The 18,758-nt window shown below is 60.2% G+C and carries 17 protein-coding genes and 1 pseudogene; 6 read left to right on the top strand and 12 right to left on the bottom strand.

Annotated elements, in window-relative coordinates; translation table 11 throughout:
• Positions 1–31: 31 nt before the first annotated feature.
• Positions 32–152, top strand: a pseudogene (locus tag PQQ96_RS14600) (nitronate monooxygenase); the annotation flags it as partial.
• Between the two features lie 111 nt (positions 153–263).
• Here PQQ96_RS14600 and PQQ96_RS14605 read toward each other — a convergent pair.
• Positions 264–500, bottom strand: coding sequence for a tautomerase family protein (locus PQQ96_RS14605; protein WP_408292732.1), 237 nt, complete (start codon positions 498–500; stop codon positions 264–266).
• Positions 501–581: 81 nt separating this feature from the next.
• Complete coding sequence (locus PQQ96_RS14610) at positions 582–1,292, bottom strand: SDR family NAD(P)-dependent oxidoreductase (protein ID WP_408292734.1); 711 nt, start codon at positions 1,290–1,292, stop codon at positions 582–584.
• Positions 1,293–1,604: 312 nt separating this feature from the next.
• On the opposite strand from PQQ96_RS14610, the gene PQQ96_RS14615 reads away from it, so the two are divergent.
• Both PQQ96_RS14615 and PQQ96_RS14620 read left to right on the top strand, forming a co-directional pair.
• A complete protein-coding gene (locus PQQ96_RS14615; protein ID WP_408292736.1) occupies positions 1,605–1,811 on the top strand; it encodes a hypothetical protein in 207 nt (68 codons plus the stop codon).
• A 207-nt stretch (positions 1,812–2,018) separates the two neighbouring features.
• The gene (locus PQQ96_RS14620; protein WP_408292737.1) at positions 2,019–3,983 is read left to right on the top strand and encodes an alpha-galactosidase; all 1,965 of its coding nucleotides are present in this window, start codon (positions 2,019–2,021) and stop codon (positions 3,981–3,983) included.
• A 57-nt stretch (positions 3,984–4,040) separates the two neighbouring features.
• Here PQQ96_RS14620 and PQQ96_RS14625 read toward each other — a convergent pair whose 3' ends face one another.
• Complete coding sequence (locus tag PQQ96_RS14625; RefSeq protein ID WP_408292740.1) at positions 4,041–5,897, bottom strand: beta-galactosidase; 1,857 nt, start codon at positions 5,895–5,897, stop codon at positions 4,041–4,043.
• 327 nt (positions 5,898–6,224) lie between these two features.
• On the opposite strand from PQQ96_RS14625, the gene PQQ96_RS14630 reads away from it, so the two are divergent.
• Positions 6,225–6,914 (top strand): ferredoxin reductase domain-containing protein, encoded by a 690-nt coding sequence (locus PQQ96_RS14630; RefSeq protein ID WP_408292743.1) that lies wholly within the window; start codon positions 6,225–6,227, stop codon positions 6,912–6,914.
• A 95-nt stretch (positions 6,915–7,009) separates the two neighbouring features.
• On the opposite strand, the gene PQQ96_RS14635 is transcribed toward PQQ96_RS14630, so the two are convergent.
• The 5 genes from PQQ96_RS14635 to PQQ96_RS14655 form a co-directional block, all read right to left on the bottom strand.
• Complete coding sequence (locus tag PQQ96_RS14635) at positions 7,010–7,834, bottom strand: SDR family NAD(P)-dependent oxidoreductase (RefSeq protein WP_408292746.1); 825 nt, start codon at positions 7,832–7,834, stop codon at positions 7,010–7,012.
• A 2-nt stretch (positions 7,835–7,836) separates the two neighbouring features.
• Complete coding sequence (locus tag PQQ96_RS14640; protein WP_408292749.1) at positions 7,837–8,709, bottom strand: SDR family NAD(P)-dependent oxidoreductase; 873 nt, start codon at positions 8,707–8,709, stop codon at positions 7,837–7,839.
• Complete coding sequence (locus PQQ96_RS14645; protein WP_408292752.1) at positions 8,706–9,359, bottom strand: Dabb family protein; 654 nt, start codon at positions 9,357–9,359, stop codon at positions 8,706–8,708. The genes PQQ96_RS14640 and PQQ96_RS14645 overlap by 4 nt, the downstream gene beginning before the upstream one ends.
• Positions 9,349–9,693 (bottom strand): hypothetical protein, encoded by a 345-nt coding sequence (locus PQQ96_RS14650; RefSeq protein ID WP_408292755.1) that lies wholly within the window; start codon positions 9,691–9,693, stop codon positions 9,349–9,351. The genes PQQ96_RS14645 and PQQ96_RS14650 overlap by 11 nt, the downstream gene beginning before the upstream one ends.
• A gap of 350 nt (positions 9,694–10,043) precedes the next feature.
• A complete protein-coding gene (locus PQQ96_RS14655) occupies positions 10,044–11,003 on the bottom strand; it encodes an AraC family transcriptional regulator (protein ID WP_408292757.1) in 960 nt (319 codons plus the stop codon).
• 346 nt (positions 11,004–11,349) lie between these two features.
• On the opposite strand from PQQ96_RS14655, the gene PQQ96_RS14660 reads away from it, so the two are divergent.
• Together PQQ96_RS14660 and PQQ96_RS14665 are read left to right on the top strand one after the other, a co-directional pair.
• The gene (locus PQQ96_RS14660; RefSeq protein ID WP_408292760.1) at positions 11,350–12,333 is read left to right on the top strand and encodes an NADP-dependent oxidoreductase; all 984 of its coding nucleotides are present in this window, start codon (positions 11,350–11,352) and stop codon (positions 12,331–12,333) included.
• Between the two features lie 133 nt (positions 12,334–12,466).
• Complete coding sequence (locus tag PQQ96_RS14665; protein WP_408292894.1) at positions 12,467–13,798, top strand: DUF1329 domain-containing protein; 1,332 nt, start codon at positions 12,467–12,469, stop codon at positions 13,796–13,798.
• Positions 13,799–13,868: 70 nt separating this feature from the next.
• On the opposite strand, the gene PQQ96_RS14670 is transcribed toward PQQ96_RS14665, so the two are convergent.
• The 4 genes from PQQ96_RS14670 to PQQ96_RS14685 form a co-directional block, all read right to left on the bottom strand.
• A complete protein-coding gene (locus PQQ96_RS14670; protein ID WP_408292897.1) occupies positions 13,869–15,053 on the bottom strand; it encodes a helix-turn-helix transcriptional regulator in 1,185 nt (394 codons plus the stop codon).
• Positions 15,054–15,202: 149 nt separating this feature from the next.
• Positions 15,203–17,107, bottom strand: a complete 1,905-nt coding sequence (cysN, locus tag PQQ96_RS14675) for a sulfate adenylyltransferase subunit CysN (protein ID WP_408292763.1) — start codon at positions 17,105–17,107, stop codon at positions 15,203–15,205.
• On the bottom strand, positions 17,107–18,120 hold the full coding sequence (gene cysD, locus PQQ96_RS14680; protein WP_408292766.1) for a sulfate adenylyltransferase subunit CysD: 1,014 nt from the start codon (positions 18,118–18,120) through the stop codon (positions 17,107–17,109). Before cysD ends, cysN begins: the two co-directional genes overlap by 1 nt.
• 28 nt (positions 18,121–18,148) lie before the next feature.
• Positions 18,149–18,634 carry an SRPBCC domain-containing protein gene (locus PQQ96_RS14685; RefSeq protein ID WP_408292769.1) on the bottom strand — a complete coding sequence of 162 codons (486 nt, stop codon included), beginning with the start codon at positions 18,632–18,634 and terminating at the stop codon, positions 18,149–18,151.
• Between the last annotated feature and the right edge of the window lie 124 nt (positions 18,635–18,758).

Below are 18,758 nucleotides of genomic sequence, written 5' to 3' on the forward strand. Positions count from 1 at the left end.
GTCTATGCAGGATATCAGGACTATAGTGTGACGCGCATTGAAGCCGCCCGCCTGTCCCATCGCCTGCAACGCAGGCAAGGCGCTTCACGCCGCGGCGAAAGCTAAAGGCGAGTTTGGCTATGGTGCGCAGCGGGGAGGGCAACCGGCGGCGCCGGCGAGGTCGTGGCTGGCAGTAGGGTTGATGACGCAAATGGCAACAGGCGCGCGAACTGCAGGTCAGTATTGGGCGACTGCAGCAGTTCGCGGGCTAGCGGACAAGGTGTTCATTCCTGTTTCGCGGCTCGCTGCTTGCGATAGGCCTCGACCGGCAAGCCACCCCAGCCCCAGTTCTCCGTGTCCACCTCCTCAATGACAACGAAGGTCGCCTCGAGCGGTTTGTTTAGCACGTCGAGCAGCAACTGACTTGCGCCGGCGATGAGCCGCGCTTTTTCCTCGGCGGTGACGGAATCGTTGCCGGGCTTGGACCCCTCGCGGGTGACCTGAATGGTGACAATGGGCATGTCGTTCTCCGTAATCGTGGTTTGACTTGAAGGGCGCCGGCTAGCGGCGCCCCGAGGATGATCAAAGACGAGTGTCAGGGCTTAGTGGCCCGCGCTCTGGCCGCCGTCCACGTGCAGGATTTCGCCCGTCACAAACGGTGCGGCATCCAGATACAGCACAGCGCCCACAACATCGCTCATTTCGCCCATATGCCCCATCGGATGCAGTGCGCCAAGCGCCGCATGGGTTTCCTGCGCGTGCATCGGCGACTTGATGATGCCCGGCGAGACGGCGTTGGCGCGGATACCCTTTTTCGCGTACTCGATCGCGAGCGACTTGGTCGCCGCGTTCAGGCCACCCTTGGTCAGCGACGCCAGTACCGAGGGTACGCCGTCGATCGCGTGGTCGGTCAGGCTGGTCGTGATGGTGACCACGTGACCGCTCGCCTGCTTTTCCATCTCGGCGATCGCCAGTTGCGTGATGTAGAAGAAACCGGAGACGTTCACGCTGATGGCGGCTGCGTAGTCTTCCGCGGTGTAACGGGTGAAGGGCTTGGCGACGAAGATGCCGGCGTTGTTGACCAGTGTGTCGATACGCCCAAAGCGGGCGACGGCCTCGGCAATCACGCGATGCGCGGTAGCCGGATCGGCAATATCGCCTGCGACGGTCAAGAGATCAGGGTCGTCCGAGGGGCGGACCGATCGTGCGGTTGCGACGACGCGGTAGTCCAGCTTGCGGAACGCTTTGACCAGTTCGGCGCCAATGCCTTGCGATGCGCCGGTAACGACGACGACTTTTTGTGACGTGCTCATGATTAAACCTCCAGATGAGATGCTTGGGATCAGATGCTGATCGGGCCATCGGCTCCGATGGGTATGAAATCTAGGCGCATTGGCGCGGATCTCGAATACCCGCCATGGACAAACAGTCGTGCTTGCCAGGTACAAATGGATCCTGCGGCGGCCCACCGTTGGGAAAGCCGCGGCCGGAGATCGTTGCGCGCCACGGGTAGCGATTGCTCCTGCGACCTGGACGACGGCCGGCCAACCTGGTAGCATCTGTCGCAGAGAGGCCGCGCCGTGCTGCGGCTCTGACACGGGTTGGATCTGTAACTGGACAGCGGTATGGAAAAGAAACGATTGCGGATTCGCCGGGAAGCGTTGTGCCCGCCGATTGGGGCGCTGCTGCGCTACCGCGCGCGTATCGTGCGCGTCGTCGCCGAAGCGCGCGGACAACGGGCGATGATCGAATCGCTCGACACCTCGGGCCGGCCATTTATCAGCACCGTCAAGTGGAACAGCCTGCGCGAGCTCGGCGCTCAACTCTTCTGACGGGCGCTTCGAAGGGCGGTTGCCTGATTGCCCGATCGGCGTGACGCAGCCGGAGGTGCTGATCCGGAAGCTCAGGTCGCAGTGAAGATCGAACCACGGGCGTCCACTGGGTCTTAGCCGGTCTGCATTTCCCAGCGGGCGGCTTGGACGCGCCAGGCCATTGCCGGTACTCTATGGAAGTTGCTCCTGCTCGAGACAGGCCTCTCCATGCGCGCCAACGATGCTTTGCCCACGCAAGCCGGCATGCCCGTATTCCAGACGCGGGGCGATGCCTACTCATTCGGCAACGACGCGATTGCGTTGCGCTGGACGGTCAAGGACGAACGTCTCGCCGATTTCTCACTGATCGATTTCGCGGGGGAGCGCACGCTCCCCATCGTCGCGCCGTTCGCGCTATGGCTCGCCGATGGAAGTACCGTCGGCGTGGCCGAGCTGAAGGTCCTTGCGCCGGTGAAAGAAACCGCACTCGCACCCAACCCCCGCGCGTCCCGCCTTGCCGAACGAATCGCCGGCCGACGCGTGAGTGCCACCCTCGTCGATGCTCAAGGCCGTCTAAAGGTGGAATGGAGTGTGGAGCAGCGCGACGGTTCACGATACCTACGCGAACAGTTAGCGATTACGGCGCTTCTTCAGGGCGCAGCTATCGCCGTCGTTTCCTTACTGGAGATGCGTGCTGCCGACGCACAGGCCAGCAGCGAACTGAAGGGCATGCCTGTCGTCGCGGGCAACTTCTATCTAGGTTTCGAGCTGCCGCTGGCGGAAAGTCATGTGGAAGGCGACAGCGTTCGCTTTACTCTCCAACGCGCGTTGCCGCTGGAAAAGAACAGGACGCTGATCTACTCCGCCGTGGCCGGCGTAGTGCGCGACGGCCAGTTGCGGCGCGACTTCGCCACCTATCTTGAACGGGAACGGGCTCACCCATATCGCCCGTTTCTGCACTACAACAGTTGGGGCGACATCGGCTACCTCACGCCGTACACCCAGGAGCAGGCGCTGGAGCGCATCGAAGCAATCGGCCGCGAGTTGCATGACGCGCGCGGCGTGCAGATCGATTCGTTTCTGTTCGACGATGGCTGGGACGACCTTAGCGGCGGCTGGCATTTCAGCAAGGATTTTCCACAAGGCTTCGCTCCGCTGCGCGACGCTGCAGCACGATACGACGCCGCGCCCGGCGTATGGTTGTCCCCGTGGGGTGGCTACGGAGCGCCGCAACAGGAACGTGTGACGCGCGGCCGTGCGGCCGGGTATGAGGTCATCGATCACGGACTCGCGCTATCGGGGCCGAGTTACTATCGACGCTTTCATGAAGTCGTGATGGCCTTGCTTGATGAGGGCGGCGTTAACCAGTTCAAGTTCGACGGTACAGGCAACGCTGACAGGGTATTTCCAGGCAGCCTCTTCGATAGCGATTGGGATGCGGCAATCCAGCTCATCGAGCACATCCGCGCGGTCAAACCCGATACCTTCATCAATCTCACTACAGGGACGCATCCGTCGCCGTTCTGGCTACGCTATGCAGACTCCATCTGGCGCGGTGGTAAGGACGACGATCTGGCGGGAACCGGCACTCACCGCGAGCGCTGGATCACGTACCGCGACGCGCAGACGTACCACCACGTCGTGGTGCGCAGTCCGCTCCTCCCGCTCAATTCGCTGATGCTGCATGGCATCCTCTACGCGCAGTGCAATCCGCGCCTCAACACGGCGGCAGGCAATGATTTCGCCAACGAAGTGCGTTCCTACTTCGGAAGTGGCACGCAATTGCAGGAGCTGTACATTACGCCAGCCCTGCTGACCGAGTACGACTGGGATGTGCTCGCGGACGCCGCCAGATGGGCGCGCGAAAACGGCGACGTACTGCGCGACAGCCATTGGATGGGCGGGGCGCCAGACCGGCTAGAAGTCTACGGTTGGGCAGCGTGGGCGCGGCACAAGGCGATCGTCACGCTGCGCAATCCGGACAGCCGCGTGCAACGCTTCACGCTGGATTTGCGGCGACAACTGGAGTTGCCGGCGGCAGCGGTGGGGCGATTCGATTCGCGTAGCATTTGGTGTGAAGCGGTTTCCGATATTCCGGCTGTCCTAAACGCTGATGTGCTTCAGGAAATCCAGCTCGCGCCGTTCGAAGTGCTCACGCTGGAATTGTTGCCGGTCGTTAATGCGGAGTGGTGAGGCGAAGTAGTGAAGTGGATGTGGCCGCATGCCTGGCGTCGGCCCGCCGGGTTCGCGCTAAAACAACGTATCCGCCAGTTCCACCGGCGTCGCCTTGATCTGGTGTAAGTCGAAGATAAGCACCTCGTTGTCACCTCGCACGAGCCACGGCGCGGGGCAGTACAAGCGCCTTTGCGGACCGATATTCCAGTAGCGTCCGAGATTGTGCCCGTTGACCCAGACGACGCCCTTGGTCCAGTTGCTCATGTCGAGCCAGATGTCGCCGACTTCATCCAGCAGCAAGCTTGCCTTGAAAAACAGCCCGGGCTTCAGCGGGTTCGTGCAGGTTCCCTTAAGGTTGGCGATAAACGTCTCATCGATCGGCAGCAGGAAGACGTCCCAGCCCTTGAGCATGGCGAACGACCCATCGGCGTTTTTCATCCTGACTGGTTCGAGCAGTCCTTTGCGGTCGACGAGCTCGGGGCCGAAGTTGACCCGTCCCATGCCCTCCACGAGGATCTCTAACGATACCGCGCCTCCCGCGTTCGACTCGTGCTCCGGCAACGTCAAGGGAAGGGCGAGCGGCGCGCAATGCATTACTTGAAGCGGCTGCGCATACTCCTGTGGCATTTGTGCCCTCGAAACGCCGCCCATGTAGTGTTCGCCAACGAAAACGGTCGCATAGTCATGAACACTGCTGATATCCAGCACACCGCTCGCATACTCCTGCAACTGCTTGCGGTACAGCACGAAGCCAAACGTCTGCCCATAACTTTCAAAGGACTGTGGTTCGATGCTCTGTTCGCGCGGCAGTGCCGTGGGCAGGTTGTCCCAGATCGACGCGTAGAGCGTTGGCATCAAGGCACCAATGCTCATGCTTTCGAGCGTGATGATGGCGCCAGGTATATCGGACAAGGGCGCAGGCAGGTAGCCGCCGATGATGTCGCGGTATTTCATGTACTTCGGCGTCGTCATGCCCTGCTCGTTAATCGGCGCCGAATAGTCGTAGCTGGTGATGTCGGGTTGATAGTTGCCTGAATCATCCACGTTCGCGCCGGCATAAAAACCAAAGCTCGTACCGCCGTGAATGACATACAGATTGAACGACCGTTTCGACTGCATGAACGCGGTCAAGACTTGCGAGAGGTCGTAGTTCGTCCCTGCGAAACCAGGTTCGCCCCAATGAGTGAGCCACCCTGGGTACACCTCACCGGCCATCGCGGGCACTGCAGGGAATTCCCGGCGGACGGTTGCGATTTGTGCCGCGTCGCCATTGCTCAACGCAATCGCACCACCGGTTACCGTGGTGCGATTGCGTTCGAGTTGCAGGAGCCCGTCTTCGGTGTAGAACGGCCCGGTTACGCCTCCTTTGAGCCAAAGCTGCCTGAGCTCTTCGAGGTAGGCTGGATTGCTCGCATACGACCCAAATTCATTTTCGATCTGGATCATCAGGATCGGTCCGCCGTGATGGATCAGCAACGGCTTGATACGCGGAACCAGTTCCTCGATGTAGCGAGCCACCGCTGCCATATAGCGAGCGTCGGTGGCTGAGTCGGTCCTCAACTGGACGTCCGGGTCGCGCAACAGGTAGGAGGGGAGGCCCCCAAGATCCCATTCGGCGCAGACGTAAGGCCCGGGGCGCAGCAGCACCCACATCCCCTCGGACTGGCACAGCCGGATGAAGGCCGCGATATCGCGGTTGCCGCTGTGGAAATCGAACACGCCCGGACGCGTCTCGTGGTAGTTCCACATGATGTACAAGGCGATGCAGTTCATCCCCATCGCCTTGGCCATCCTGATTCGATGTTGCCAATACTCGCGCGGGATGCGGGCCGGGTGCATCTCGCCGCTGCGAATCTGGAACGGCTCGCCGTCGAGCAGGAAGTGTTCGCCGTCTGGGCTGAAAGAGAAGGTGTGGCCGCATTCGAGGTTCACGGTGCACTCACACTTTGGCGCCTGAGGCGCGGTTGAACAAAGTGAATCTTCGAACTGAAGAATGGCGCGACCGCTTACTTAATACTAAGAGCTTTCGCTGGATCAACCAGCCAGACCCCTTGCGGCACCGAGCCAACGGCCACCCTTTATCAGCACAGTTATATACGTGGTATGCGCGTTGGACGGCTTGCTCGTGGATTTCTCGCGCCCTAACCTGAGTCTGACATTCAGCGGTCCTTCGAGCAGCTTCCTGGGCCGGCCATCTCATGCAATCCATACATCGACGAACTCCCGATTTCGGAAGTCGAAGGTCCTATTGGAGAAGACATGCACGACAACCTCCTCCCAGTCATCATCACACGGAAATGGCAACTTGCCGAGAGTTACCATGCCGTTGAACTTCAAACCAGGTCTCGATCGGAGCTTCCGTCGTTTGACGATGGCGCTTGCGTGACACTTGTTCACGACAATGTCATCTGCAAGGAGAGAATATATCCCCTGTGCGGTTCTACATCTCAGCCGCGTGCCTATGTCATCGCTGTGAGACAAGCTGATGGCGGCACGGACACAGAAACAGCCGACATCTCGTTGAGTCAAGGTGATGAGGCGTTCATCGTAACGTCACGGAGTCCTACAGTTGTTTTAGACGATCGCACGCGATCTATCCTTTTTGCTGGAGGCGTTGGCGCCGCATCGATCGCGGGAATCGCGAACCGGCTTGCCTCGGCAGGTCAAAAATTCGAGCTGCACAACTTCGCTCGATCACCTGAACGCGCGGTCTTTCGGGAAGAACTTGACGCGCTTAAAAGCGAAGGTGGGGTCCATCACCATTTTGGCTTGAATGCTGACCGGTTGGAGCAGACAACGTCTCACGCGATGAGTCCGGCCCATGCGAACACGCAGATCTACTGCAGTGGCCCCCCGGCATTTATGGATCTCATCGAGCGCCAGGCTCGCGACTGGGTATATCCGGCTAATATCCACAAAATTGTCCTGGGTGACAGAAAAAATTCATAGTCGCGTCTGTTCCAAGACGCGCGCTGATACTGAGATTTGTGTTTCGTATTGCCGTTCTCCGCGCTCTTTTGCGTTGATCCCTGACCGTTGCGCCGTCAGTACGTAGGCAGTTCAGGATCGCGACGTGCGAGGATGCCTTCCGTGCGTTGTCGCAGCGGTTCGTCGAGCATTTCCGGCTGAGGCAACAACCAGTAACGCTTCTCGCGGATGCCAGTGAACACGCGTTCAGCGAATGCGTCTTGTGTCAGGCCATGCGTCGACAGCATCCTGCGCAGCGTCTCAACGAACTGCTCGACCTCGGGGCGCTTTGCCGTCCCGATCAGAGGCGCGTCGAAAATTCCGCTTTGAACGGGCCCGGGCGCCAGCAACGACACGCCAATTGGCGCGTTCACCATTTTGAGCTCGCCGTGCAGCGATTCGGTCAATGCCACGACCGCGAACTTGCTGGCAGAGTACGTTGACATCAACGGGCTCGGAAGGAATCCACCAATCGATGCGGTATTGACGATGTGTGCAGGCGCGCCAGCTTTTAGCATCCGGGGCACGAAGCTACGAATACCGTTCAGCACGCCGTGCACGTTCACTGCGAAACTGCGTTCGAATTGCTCGAAAGAGATCTCCCAGCTGAAGCCAGTGCCCATTACGCCGGCGTTGTTAAACAGCAGATCCACACGGCCGTATCGCTGCCAGGCTTGTTCTGCCAATGCGTCCACGGCGTCTGGAATGCCGACGTCAGTGACTACTGTCAGCACGTCGGAGTCCAGCGTGGCGGCAAATGCTTCGAGCCGGGGCTGGTCGACGTCTGCCAGCACCAGACGCATGCCGAGCGATGCCGCATGGCGTGCAAGACCGCTGCCAATGCCGCTGGCCGCCCCAGTGATCACGGCGGTACCGCCGTCGAAGCGAATGGGTGTCGTCAAGATCAGGCTCCGGAAGGAACAATGTGTGGATGGGCCACGTCCGGCAGCGTCGGCGGCGGCAAAAGCTCGCGTCCGTCCAGCGAGTAGACGGGCAGTTGCCAGGCAAGCGGAAAGTGCAGACTGTGTGTGATCAGGCCGGTCCGTTCGCGTGCTGGCAGGTGGCAAAGCGCAAGTGTCGTTTCGGCCAGGTACTCGACCGCTTCGGTCGGATACTGCGCCGGGATATGTTGGTCAGCGCCGGGCGTGCGAATGGCCGTACTGGGCGCCACGGAATTCACTGCGATGTTGTCGGCCTCCAACTCGGCGGCGAGGCCCTGGGTAAAGCGGTTAACCGCAGACTTAATGGCCGCGTACGCCGTTACACCACCGGCGCTATCGAACACAGAATATGGGCGCAATGGCGCAAGCGCCGTCACTGAGCCGAGGTTCAGGATCCAGCCGGCTCCACGTGCGCGCATCAGCGGGATTGCCGCCTGACTCAACGTGAATGGTATCCGTAGGTAGTGGTCCAGCGTACGGTCAAACATCGCCAATGGCATCGTCTCGACGAGGCTGTACTCGGCGAAGCCGGCGTTGTTCACCAGAATGTCGATGCCACCCGCCGCTGCGTCTGCACGGGCCACCAGAGTGTCACGCTCCGCTCGCTTTTCCAGGTCGGCCGCCAGTGCGATTGCATGCCCTCCCGCCTGCGTAATCAACGCTACCGTCTCGGCCAGCGTGCCCGGCAGGACGACGGATTGCTCAAGGCTTCGACCGCTGACTACCACCGTGGCGCCTTCCGCAGCGAAGCGCTGAGCGATGGCCCGCCCGATTCCCCGGCTCGCGCCAGTGATGAGCGCGACTTTGCCGATCAATTTTTGTGGCTTGTTGGTCATATCGTTCTTTGCGTGATGGGGGGAAGGGTCAGGATGGTCGATTCCAGCGGACAAAAGGCATGGGAAATTGCCTCTACCGTCCATTCGGGAAACTCAGGGTCGAACCAGCGATCCACCCAGCCCCAATGAAAAGGGTGTGTCAGATACTCCCCCTGAAGGTCCTCGACGCAGGCGAACTCCTGCTGCCAGACGTGGGACCACTCACTGGGCGACGTGACACGGCTCAGTTGCCAGTTGCGAATCGTCGGCATGTACGCGGGCATGCGCAGCAGATCGCGCTCGAGGGCGGCAACGCGTTCGCTGCCTGCCTCTGGCCTGACGCGAAATAGCAACGTGCGCCAAACGCCATTTTGCAAGCCAGCCGCTCGCTGGCCGCCGTCTATAGGTCGATACGCAAGATGATCCGCGCGCGACACACCCGGCAACTGCGCAAGGCACGCGGCCGCCGCGGCAGCAGTAGCAGCACAGGCACCGCCCTCGAAGTGCAGATCGACGGTGTAGCCGCCGGCCCCCCAGCAGCCTTCCATGTTTCGGCCAACGACAATCCGGCGCAGACCGGGTAGCGAGTGAGTGCATGCCTCCAGTTCACGCTCCAGCGTATCCGGGCAAGCATCATGGTCAAGATAGAGCTGGGCTGTTTCAAGTCGCATCAGGACACCCCATGGGTTCAGGCAGTGGCTGATCGGCGCCGGTCAGAACATGGCGCCGGCGACGATGAGCCAGTCGATCTACCGCGGACCAGAATTCGATCACTTCCAACCCGGCGGCGGCGCGCATGCCGTAATAAGCGAGCACGTCCGGTAACTGCCACAGTAGCCACAACGTATTGGGTTCGTCGGGGATGGCGACAGGCGGCGACACCCAGCGATTGAGCAGCGTGAGCCCCCGTGCCGAACTGTGACTGAGGTGCTGCTCTTGCACAAGAGTCAGCACGGCAGGAACGTGCTCGGCATTCACTACGATTTCATCCAGCACGTGGATCATCTGCTGCCTCCTGAATGCACAGTGGCGTACTGGCAGGCGTTGAAACGCCCCAGCGGTCGTGCGCCGATCGTCATGGTCTGTATGTTCCCTCTGTGTGAGCGTGTTCGCCTGGGCGCCGGGGACTCGCAGCGCGAAGCTGCGCTTGGCTAAGTCTGATTGTTACCGGGGAGACTCGATCGTTCCGTTTTGCACGGAAGCGCGAGCGAGTGAGTCCATTATGTGGTGGCTCATTAAGGGTGACCCGCACCACATCGGTCGGCAAACGCTACCGTGGCGATCAAAACGGAATTTGTGTGAAGACCCTGCGGGAAGCCATGTTTGACACGAGATGCCCTGAGCGTCCCAGCCCGTTACTTGCGACGGCGAAAATGGCTTGGCGCCTGCCCAGTCCAACGAACGAAAGCGCGGCGAAACGAGGCTTCGTCGCTGAAACCCAGATGGCCTGCGATGCGGCTCATCGACCAGTTCGTGGCATGCAGACAGCGCACAGCGAACTCTCGCAGGCATTGTTCGCGCAACGCCTGGTATCCCGTGTTTTGAGCGGCCAGGCGCCGCCGGAGTGTCGGTTCGCTAATACCAAGGGCGGTGGCGATTTCGCTTAGCGTTGGAAGAGGAACTTCCCGCGCCAGTGCGGCATCGAGAAAGCCGTACACCTGTTGGGAGAATGACAACGCGTCTGGAAACGTTCCCGTCAGCCGAAACGGCACGTCCATCAGGAACGGAGCAAGCTCTGCCGGCTGACGCAACACGGGCCGCGTCAACAAAGCGGCGTCGAATGTGAACCCGTAGGTCGGCTCGCCAACAGCGACCGGGGCCCCGAACAGGCCGAGGAAGGGTGATGCGTCTTCGCGCAGCGGATGGGCGAGAAAGACCTTGCCCGGTTTCAGCGGTTGCCCGATTAACCAGCTGAAGAGCTGGAGATAGAACAGCAAGCCCGTCAGATCAACCAGGCATGCCGCAGAACTTTGCCGTTGACGCAACGAGTCCATGCAGAACGTTGCTGTCAGGTTGGCCGACTTCAAACTCAACGCGCCCGCCCTCGGATGCAGCATGGTGCAGAAGTCAATCGCGCAGTGTATGGCCTCATCAAGTGAGCGGCAGCTGAGCAGGCACCGGCACATGAGATCGACCTCGGTCTTGCGCATCGGGGGATGGCCGTCACCTTGCGCGACTTGTGCCTCCAATTGCTCGATAGCCGCGCGATACATCGAGACGAAATGGTCGGCCGAAAGAGGGTCGGTGGCATCGGGTAAAACCGGCAGCGTACTTGCGGCGCTCGTGCCGCCATGGCGGCTCAGTTCGTCCAGCAAACGCGAGCCCAAACCCTGCGGCACGCGCGCAGTGTGCCGCTTGCGCGAAGTTGCCACGCAAATCTCCTTTTGAGCGAGGTCGTAACGGTTAATGATCGAAACGGTAAGCGTTGTTCGTTCGTCGCGACCAGATAATGACCTCACGCCGAAAGCCTGTCTGCCAGGTCATGTCCCAGTTAGCGATTCTTGCAGGCTCGCGGGCGCGGCGATGATATTCCTCAGGCGTCGGCCTGTCACTTTTGAAACAGAGCATGAGCACCCTCGCGACAGGCCGGCAGGGGCAACCCTCGCCTGATCGCGAACGATGTGCCACGGAGACGAAATGGAACCTGCAGAAGGTGCTGCAATGCGCGCGGTCGTGCTGGATCGCGTTGGCGGACCGGAGGTCATGAAGATCGCCCGTGTTCAGAGACCCGAAGCCAGTCCCGGCGAGATTCTGATCAAGGTCGCGTACGCAGGCGTGAATCCGGCGGACTGGAAGTGCCGGGAAGGTTATCTGAAATCGTTCATCAACTATACGTTCCCCTTTGTCATCGGGTTTGATCTTTCTGGAACCGTGATCGATGTTGGGGCGGACGTGGTCGGCTTCGAGAAGGGCATGCGGGTTTTTGCACAGAGCGATGTTGGGGCCGGCAAATGGGGGGCCTACGCGGAATTCGTCACGGTTTCGCAGGCCTCAGTGGTGCGCATGCCCGAGAACCTTAGTTTTGCGCAGGCCGCTGCGGTGCCGACCCCCGCTTTGGCGGCATGGACTGGTCTCTTTGAGGATGGGGAGCTTCAACCCGGTCAGCGTGTGCTGGTCCACGGCGGGGCGGGGGCCGTCGGCGCATTCGCGATCCAGTTTGCCAGGCACGCCGGTGCCCACGTCGCAGCGACGTGCGGTGCCTACAACTTCGACTATGCTACGGCGCTCGGATCCGAATGCAACATCGACTATCGAACCCAGGACATCCTGACTGCCGTTCATGACTGGTCGCCGGCAGGGGTTGACCTGATCCTCGACACGATCGGTTGCGCGACGCTGCCTGCTGGGCTGGACATGCTACGACCGGGCGGCACCCTGGTCAGTATCCTGACGTTGATGCAAGGCGATACCGGCCCGGATCATGAGGACGCAGCGCGGCGAGGTCTTCGGACCAGGCTGACTTTCAGCAAGATGCCAAGCGGCCGGCAACTAGGCCAGGTCGCGGATCTGCTTGCTGGCGGTAAGGTCCGCCCGCCGCGCATCGAATCGTTGCCCATGGACAAAGTGGCGCACGCTCATAGCATGGTTCAGAACGGCACGCACCGAGCGAAGCTCGTTTTGCAAATCTCTGATGACCGGACTTGATCTGACCTGACCCGAACGAAAGCTGATTTCGGCTTCATCGAAAATCAGTCAAAAACTAATCATCAATATGGAGTAGGATAAAGTGATACTTTCATATGCAAAAATATTCGGATTGCTTAGCATAAATGTAGCAATGATATTGTCGAGCACCTCCGCGTTGGCCGCCATGAGCGCAGAAGAGTTCAACCAGTTGGGCAGCGCGCTCACGCCGATGGGAGCCGAGCGTGCGGGCAACAAGGACGGAACCATTCCCGCATGGACCGGAAAGTGGTTGGGATCGCCGCCAGGCGTCGCATACAAGGAGGGGGAGCGATATCCCGATCCGTACCCGGGCGAACAGCCGCGCTTCGTCATCACGGCGCAAAACATGTCCGAATACCAGGCCAATCTGACCGACGGTCAGAAGGCGCTGTTCAAGCAATACCCCTCTTCGTTCAAGATGATCATCTACCCGAGTCATCGAGATTTTCGTTACGACGAGGCAGCGTACAAACGAATTGGCACGTATGCGCAGAATGTGCAGATGACTGCGGACGGCAATGGCCTCAAGAACTATCCTCCGCAGGCGCCTTTCCCTATTCCGCATAATGGGCAGGAGTTGATGTGGAACCTACGTTTCTCGTCGGCCATTGCCACCGAGTCCGCGGTGTACGATCAGGCAGTGGTCTATCCGGCTGGGAGTATTGCCTGGGGAAAGTGGAAATACGAAATCTGGTCGCCGATGAACGGCCCGAAGTTTGATCCCAGCCAACCGTTTATTGACAGGACGTTCGCTCGTGTGGGAACGGATCTGCCGCTTAGCGACCGTGGCAGCCTTATTGTCTCGCAGACCTATTGGGACCACGAAGGATCCGATCTCACCAAAACATGGGTATACAACCCTGGTACGCGACGTGTCCGCCAGTCTCCCGAATATGGATTCGATCAGCCTCAGGGGCCAGGCGGATTCAGAACGGTTGATGACGACCGGCTATTCAATGGTTCCGGTGAGCGTTACAACTGGAAAATTCTCGGCAAGAAAGAGATCTATGTCCCGTACGATAACTACAAACTGAACGATTCTTCGATCAAATATGCGTCGCTGTTGACGAAAGGACATCCCAATCCAGACTTTGTCCGTTACGAGTTGCACCGGGTTTGGGTTCTGGAGGCAACGTTGAAGTCAGGATATCGGCATCAGTACGCCAAGCGGGTGATCTATCTTGACGAAGACACGTGGATGGCGTTGCTGGCCGACAACTATGACGCCCAAGGTCAGTTGTGGCGAACCAATATGCAAACGACGTTCTATGCGTACGATGCCCAGCGATTTTATGCGGCAACCGTGTTCTACCAGGATCTGATTTCTTCGGCGTATATGGCTGATCGAATGACGAACGAGGGGAAGGTTGTGCGTCTGAACAGCGACCCGGAATTCAATGAAGGACATTTTTCGCCGGATTCGATTCGGGCGTCAGGTCTCTGAGGTCGTAATTTCGAACCGTCCAGTCAGCCAGTTTCGCTGCGGGGCAGGTGGCGCCCCGCAGCACGTTACTTCACACCATCGAAACCACGCTATTGAGCAGCGTCTTCACGAGCACTGCCTGGCGCGTCGCGCCAGTTTTCGCAAATACGCCCCGCAAATGCGCTCGCGCCGTGTTCTTCGTCACGCCGAGCGCATCGGCGGCTTCATCCAGTGTGAGGCCGTCAACCAGAAGCAGGGCGAGTTCCGTTTCGGTCGGCGTCAGGCGGAACAACTTGCGCAGCATGGCGCGCGAATTCTGCGGCGAGCCGGCGGGATCGCGAATGAAGACGGCGACGGCTGGCCGCCGTCTCTTGTCCTCCGCACAATAGTTGAGCGGAATCGGGCGCATCAGAACGCTGAGCGGCATTTCACCTGTCGGTCGTGACAGCGTCGTCGCCTCGACGCATGCGGTGGCGGCGATGAGGTGATTGTTGATTGCCGACTGAATTGTCTTCTGGAATTTGCGATTCTCCAGCGGACAGTGCGCATGCAAGGCATCGTGGCTGAGGTAAATGCCGTCCTGCTTCGCAAACAGACGGTCGGCCGCGCCGTTGCTCTTCATCACCCTGCCATGTTCGTCGAGGATCACGGTGCCCACCAGCATGCGGTCGATGGTGCCTGCATACAAGGTGCGCTCGGACTCGAGAGCGTCGAGCGTCGAGTGAAGATCGACGGCGCGTTTCAGGTGAGGCAGGAGAATGGCGATCAATGCCTTGTCAGCTTTGCCATAGTCGCAACCGCGATGGGCGCGGCTGACAAAGAACGCGCATTCCACGCCGTCGTCGGTGCGGATGTTGGCCGCGAGGATATAACGGAGGTCAAGCGGCTTCAGGTATTGCAGATAGAACTCATGCTCACACCAGGCTGCTTCGCCAAACAGTTCGTCGGCGGTGACCACCTGCCCGGCGGGCAGGGTGGTAAATGGGCAGATCGCATAGTAGTGCTCGCTGTAGGATGGCTCGCCCGGCAATAGCGTGCCATAGGAGGACGCATTGACGATCAGGCCGGGCCGGTCGCTCGCCGGGTTGCGCAGCACCAGCGTGACAAAACTCGCGTCAAGCTGCTGCCGGATGCATTCCAGCAGGCGCGACCACGGCGTCGCTTCCAAAGGCCCCTGATAGACGAGGCCGAGCAGCGCACTCAATTGCCGAGGGGCAAGCGCCGCCGCGTCAAAATATTCGGAAGCGACAGTGTCGCAATCCGCCGACATCGCCATCGACATGTTCGGTGTCTCCGATGAACATGGACTCAGGATTTTTTCTTGTGTTTGCAACGATCATACAAACGTGCGCGCCGCCCACATCGTCCGTTTGATCTAGTCGATGGGGCGGCGCGGTAACACGGCCGTTGAACGGCGTGAAGGCGTTAAATCGGATTGCTATCGCCCAGCAAATACGCCACGATGCGCTCCGCGGCCTGCTCCGGCGAGTCGGTCGTGGTGTCGATGCGGATTTCCGGCTGTTCAGGCGGCTCATACGGCGAGTCGATGCCGGTGAAGTTCTTCAGTTCGCCACGCCGCGCTTTCTTATACAGTCCCTTGGGATCGCGCTGTTCGGCGACATCGATCGGCGTGTCCACGAATATCTCGACGAACACGCCCGCGCCAGCCAGCGCGCGTGCCATGTTGCGCTCGGCGCGGAAGGGTGAAATGAACGACACCAGGGTGATCAGACCTGCGTCGGTCATCAGACGCGCTACTTCGGCGACACGCCGGATATTCTCGACGCGGTCGGCCTCGGAGAAGCCGAGATCCTTGTTCAACCCATGACGCACGTTGTCGCCATCGAGCAGATAGGTGTGTTTGCCGAGCGCGTGCAGTTTCTTCTCCACCAGGTTGGCAATGGTCGATTTGCCCGCGCCCGATAAACCCGTGAACCACGCGATGCGGGGCGTTTGGCCCTTGAGCGCAGCATGCGCCGCACGATCGACGTCGATGGCCTGCCAATGCACGTTCTGCGAGCGCCGCAACGCGAAATGCAGCATGCCGGCGCCGACCGTATTGTTGGTCAGCCGGTCGATCACGATAAAGCCGCCGGTATCGCGATTCTCGGCGTAGCTGTCAAACGCGATCGGCCGGTCGAGGCTGAGATTGCACACGCCGATTTCGTTGAGATCAAGCGTGCGGGCCGCCAGGTGTTCGAGCGTGTTGACGTTGATCTTGTACTTGGGCTGCGCACTGGTGGCGCTCACCAGACGGGTGCCTATCTTCAGCAGATAAGGACGGCCTGGCAGCATCGGCTCGTCGCTCATCCAGACGAGGGTGGCTTCGAACTGGTCGGCGACGGCGGGCGGTGCGTCGGTGCAGGCGATCACGTCACCGCGGCTGACATCGATTTCGTCTTCCAGCGTCAGCGTGACCGATTGTCCGCACGATGCCGCGTCACACTCGCCCGTAGCGGTGATGATCGACGCGACACGGCTTTCCTTGCCGGACGGCAACACGCGAACGCGTTCACCGCGACGGATGTTGCCTGAGACGATGTTGCCCGCATAGCCGCGAAAATTCAGGTGCGGCCGGTTGACCCATTGCACCGGCAGGCGGAACGCGTTGTTGCGTTGTGCATCGTCTTCGATCGGTACGGCTTCCAGATACGTCATCAGCGGCGGTCCCTGATACCAGGGCGTGTTGGCGCTGGGCTCGGTGACGTTGTCGCCGCGCAGCGCGGACATCGGGATGCAGACGATATTGTCCAGGCCGATCTGCCTGGCGAACTCGCGATACTCGGCTTCGATTCGATCGAACACGTCTTGCGCGTAGTCGACCATATCCAGTTTGTTGATCGCCACCACGATGCGCCGGATGCCGATCAGCGACACCAGGTAGCTGTGGCGGCGCGTCTGGGTCAATACGCCTTTGCGCGCATCGATCAGAATGATCGCGACGTCGGCCGTGGAGGCGCCGGTCACCATATTGCGCGTGTACTGTTCATGTCCTGGCGTATCGGCGACGATGAACTTGCGCTTCTCGGTCGAGAAAAAGCGGTACGCGACGTCGATCGTGATGCCCTGTTCGCGCTCGGCGGTGAGTCCGTCGACCAGCAGTGCGAAGTCGAGATCGCCGCCTTGCGTGCCGACTTTCTTCGAATCCGCTTCGAGCTGGCTGAGCTGGTCTTCGAATAGCATCTTCGACTCGTACAACAGCCGGCCGATCAACGTGCTCTTGCCGTCGTCGACACTGCCGCAGGTGATGAAGCGCAGCAGCCCTTTGGTTTGATGCGTCGACAGATATTGCTCGATGTCGTCGGCAATCATGGTGGAAACGTGTGCCATCAGAAGTATCCCTCCTGTTTCTTCTTTTCCATCGAACCGGCCGAATCGCTGTCGATCAGCCGTCCCTGGCGCTCCGACGTCTTCGCCAGCAGCATTTCCTGGATGATGCCGGTCAACGTATCGGCCTCGCTTTCAATCGCGCCGGTGAGCGGGTAGCAGCCGAGCGTGCGGAAACGCACTTTCTTCATCTCCGGTACTTCGTTCCTGTGAAGCGGCATGCGTTCGTCGTCGACCATGATGAGCGTCCCATCACGCTTGACCACCGGGCGCTCCTTCGCGAAGTACAACGGCACGATCGGGATCTCGTTCAGGTAGATGTATTGCCAGATGTCGAGCTCGGTCCAGTTCGAAATCGGGAACACGCGGATGCTTTCACCCTTGCGCTTGCGCGCGTTGTACAGATGCCAGAGTTCGGGGCGCTGCATCTTCGGGTCCCAGCGGTGCTGTTCGGAGCGGATCGAGAAAATGCGTTCCTTGGCGCGCGATTTCTCTTCGTCGCGGCGCGCCCCGCCGAAGGCGGCATCGAATCCATAGTGGTCGAGCGCCTGTTTCAGGCCCTGCGTCTTCCAGATGTCCGTATGCACCGCCGAGCCGTGTGTGAACGGATTGATGTTCTGCTCGACGCCCTCAGGGTTGATATGGACCAGCAGTTCAAGATCGAGCCGCTCGACGGTCTGGTCGCGAAACGCAATCATTTCGCGGAATTTCCACGTCGTATCGACGTGCAGTAGCGCAAAGGGAGGCTTGGCGGGATAGAACGCCTTCATCGCGAGATGCAGCATGACCGAGCTGTCCTTGCCGATCGAGTACAGCATCACCGGGTTTTCGCATTCGGCCACTACCTCGCGCATGATGTGGATGCTCTCCGCCTCCAGACGCTCCAAGTGGGTCAACATCGTAAGTCTCCTTATCGTTTGCTGGGCCCCGTGACGAAGATGAGGGGCCGCGCATGAAGGAGACAGTACGGGTCCGGTGCCGATGCATTCTTCGTCCGACCAGACTAAAAAACGCATGAGGCGCGGTTTGTCCGTACGAACGGGACTAGCCTGGCTGCGTCGCGCATGCGGCCTGGTAGAGCGACTCGGCCCGCACTTTCAGGCTGCGCGCGACCGCGTCGAAGCCCATGCGCACCCATTCGCCGTGCGTGGCCATCACGACCGGCGCCGTCGGCCCCAGAAACAGGTCAGTCGAATAGTAAGTACAGCTTGCCTCGCCCGTGGCTTCGATCACCTGGTCGCGGCGCGCTGCATCCGGGTTGCCGGCTGACGGGATCATTTCCCACGACAGCAGCGTCGGGCGGTCGAACGCCACCAGGTGTTCGACCACGTGGAGCAGTTCGCCGGGCGCGGCAGGGTTCGGCAGGAACAGGTTGACCGGTTCGCCCATCTTGAGCGTCGATTCAACCTTGACCGTGTACGGATTCCATTGCGGATACTGGGCGAGATCGGTGAGCACGTCCCACACAAGCGACGCAGGCGCATCGATTTCGACCTTGATCGATGTCACCAGGTTTTGCTGACTGGACATATAAGCCTCCTTGGAAAGCGGGTTGTCGCGCGTTGTCGCGCGCGATCATCCTGTCAGAGGCATGCCGTCGCGTTCCTCGTCCAGGTGGACTATTGGCGGGTAAACCCAAGTTAGTCCGGTCGGA

It is taken from the genome of Paraburkholderia sediminicola (assembly GCF_046027825.1).
In the GTDB taxonomy this organism is placed as follows: Bacteria; Pseudomonadota; Gammaproteobacteria; order Burkholderiales; family Burkholderiaceae; genus Paraburkholderia; species Paraburkholderia sediminicola_D.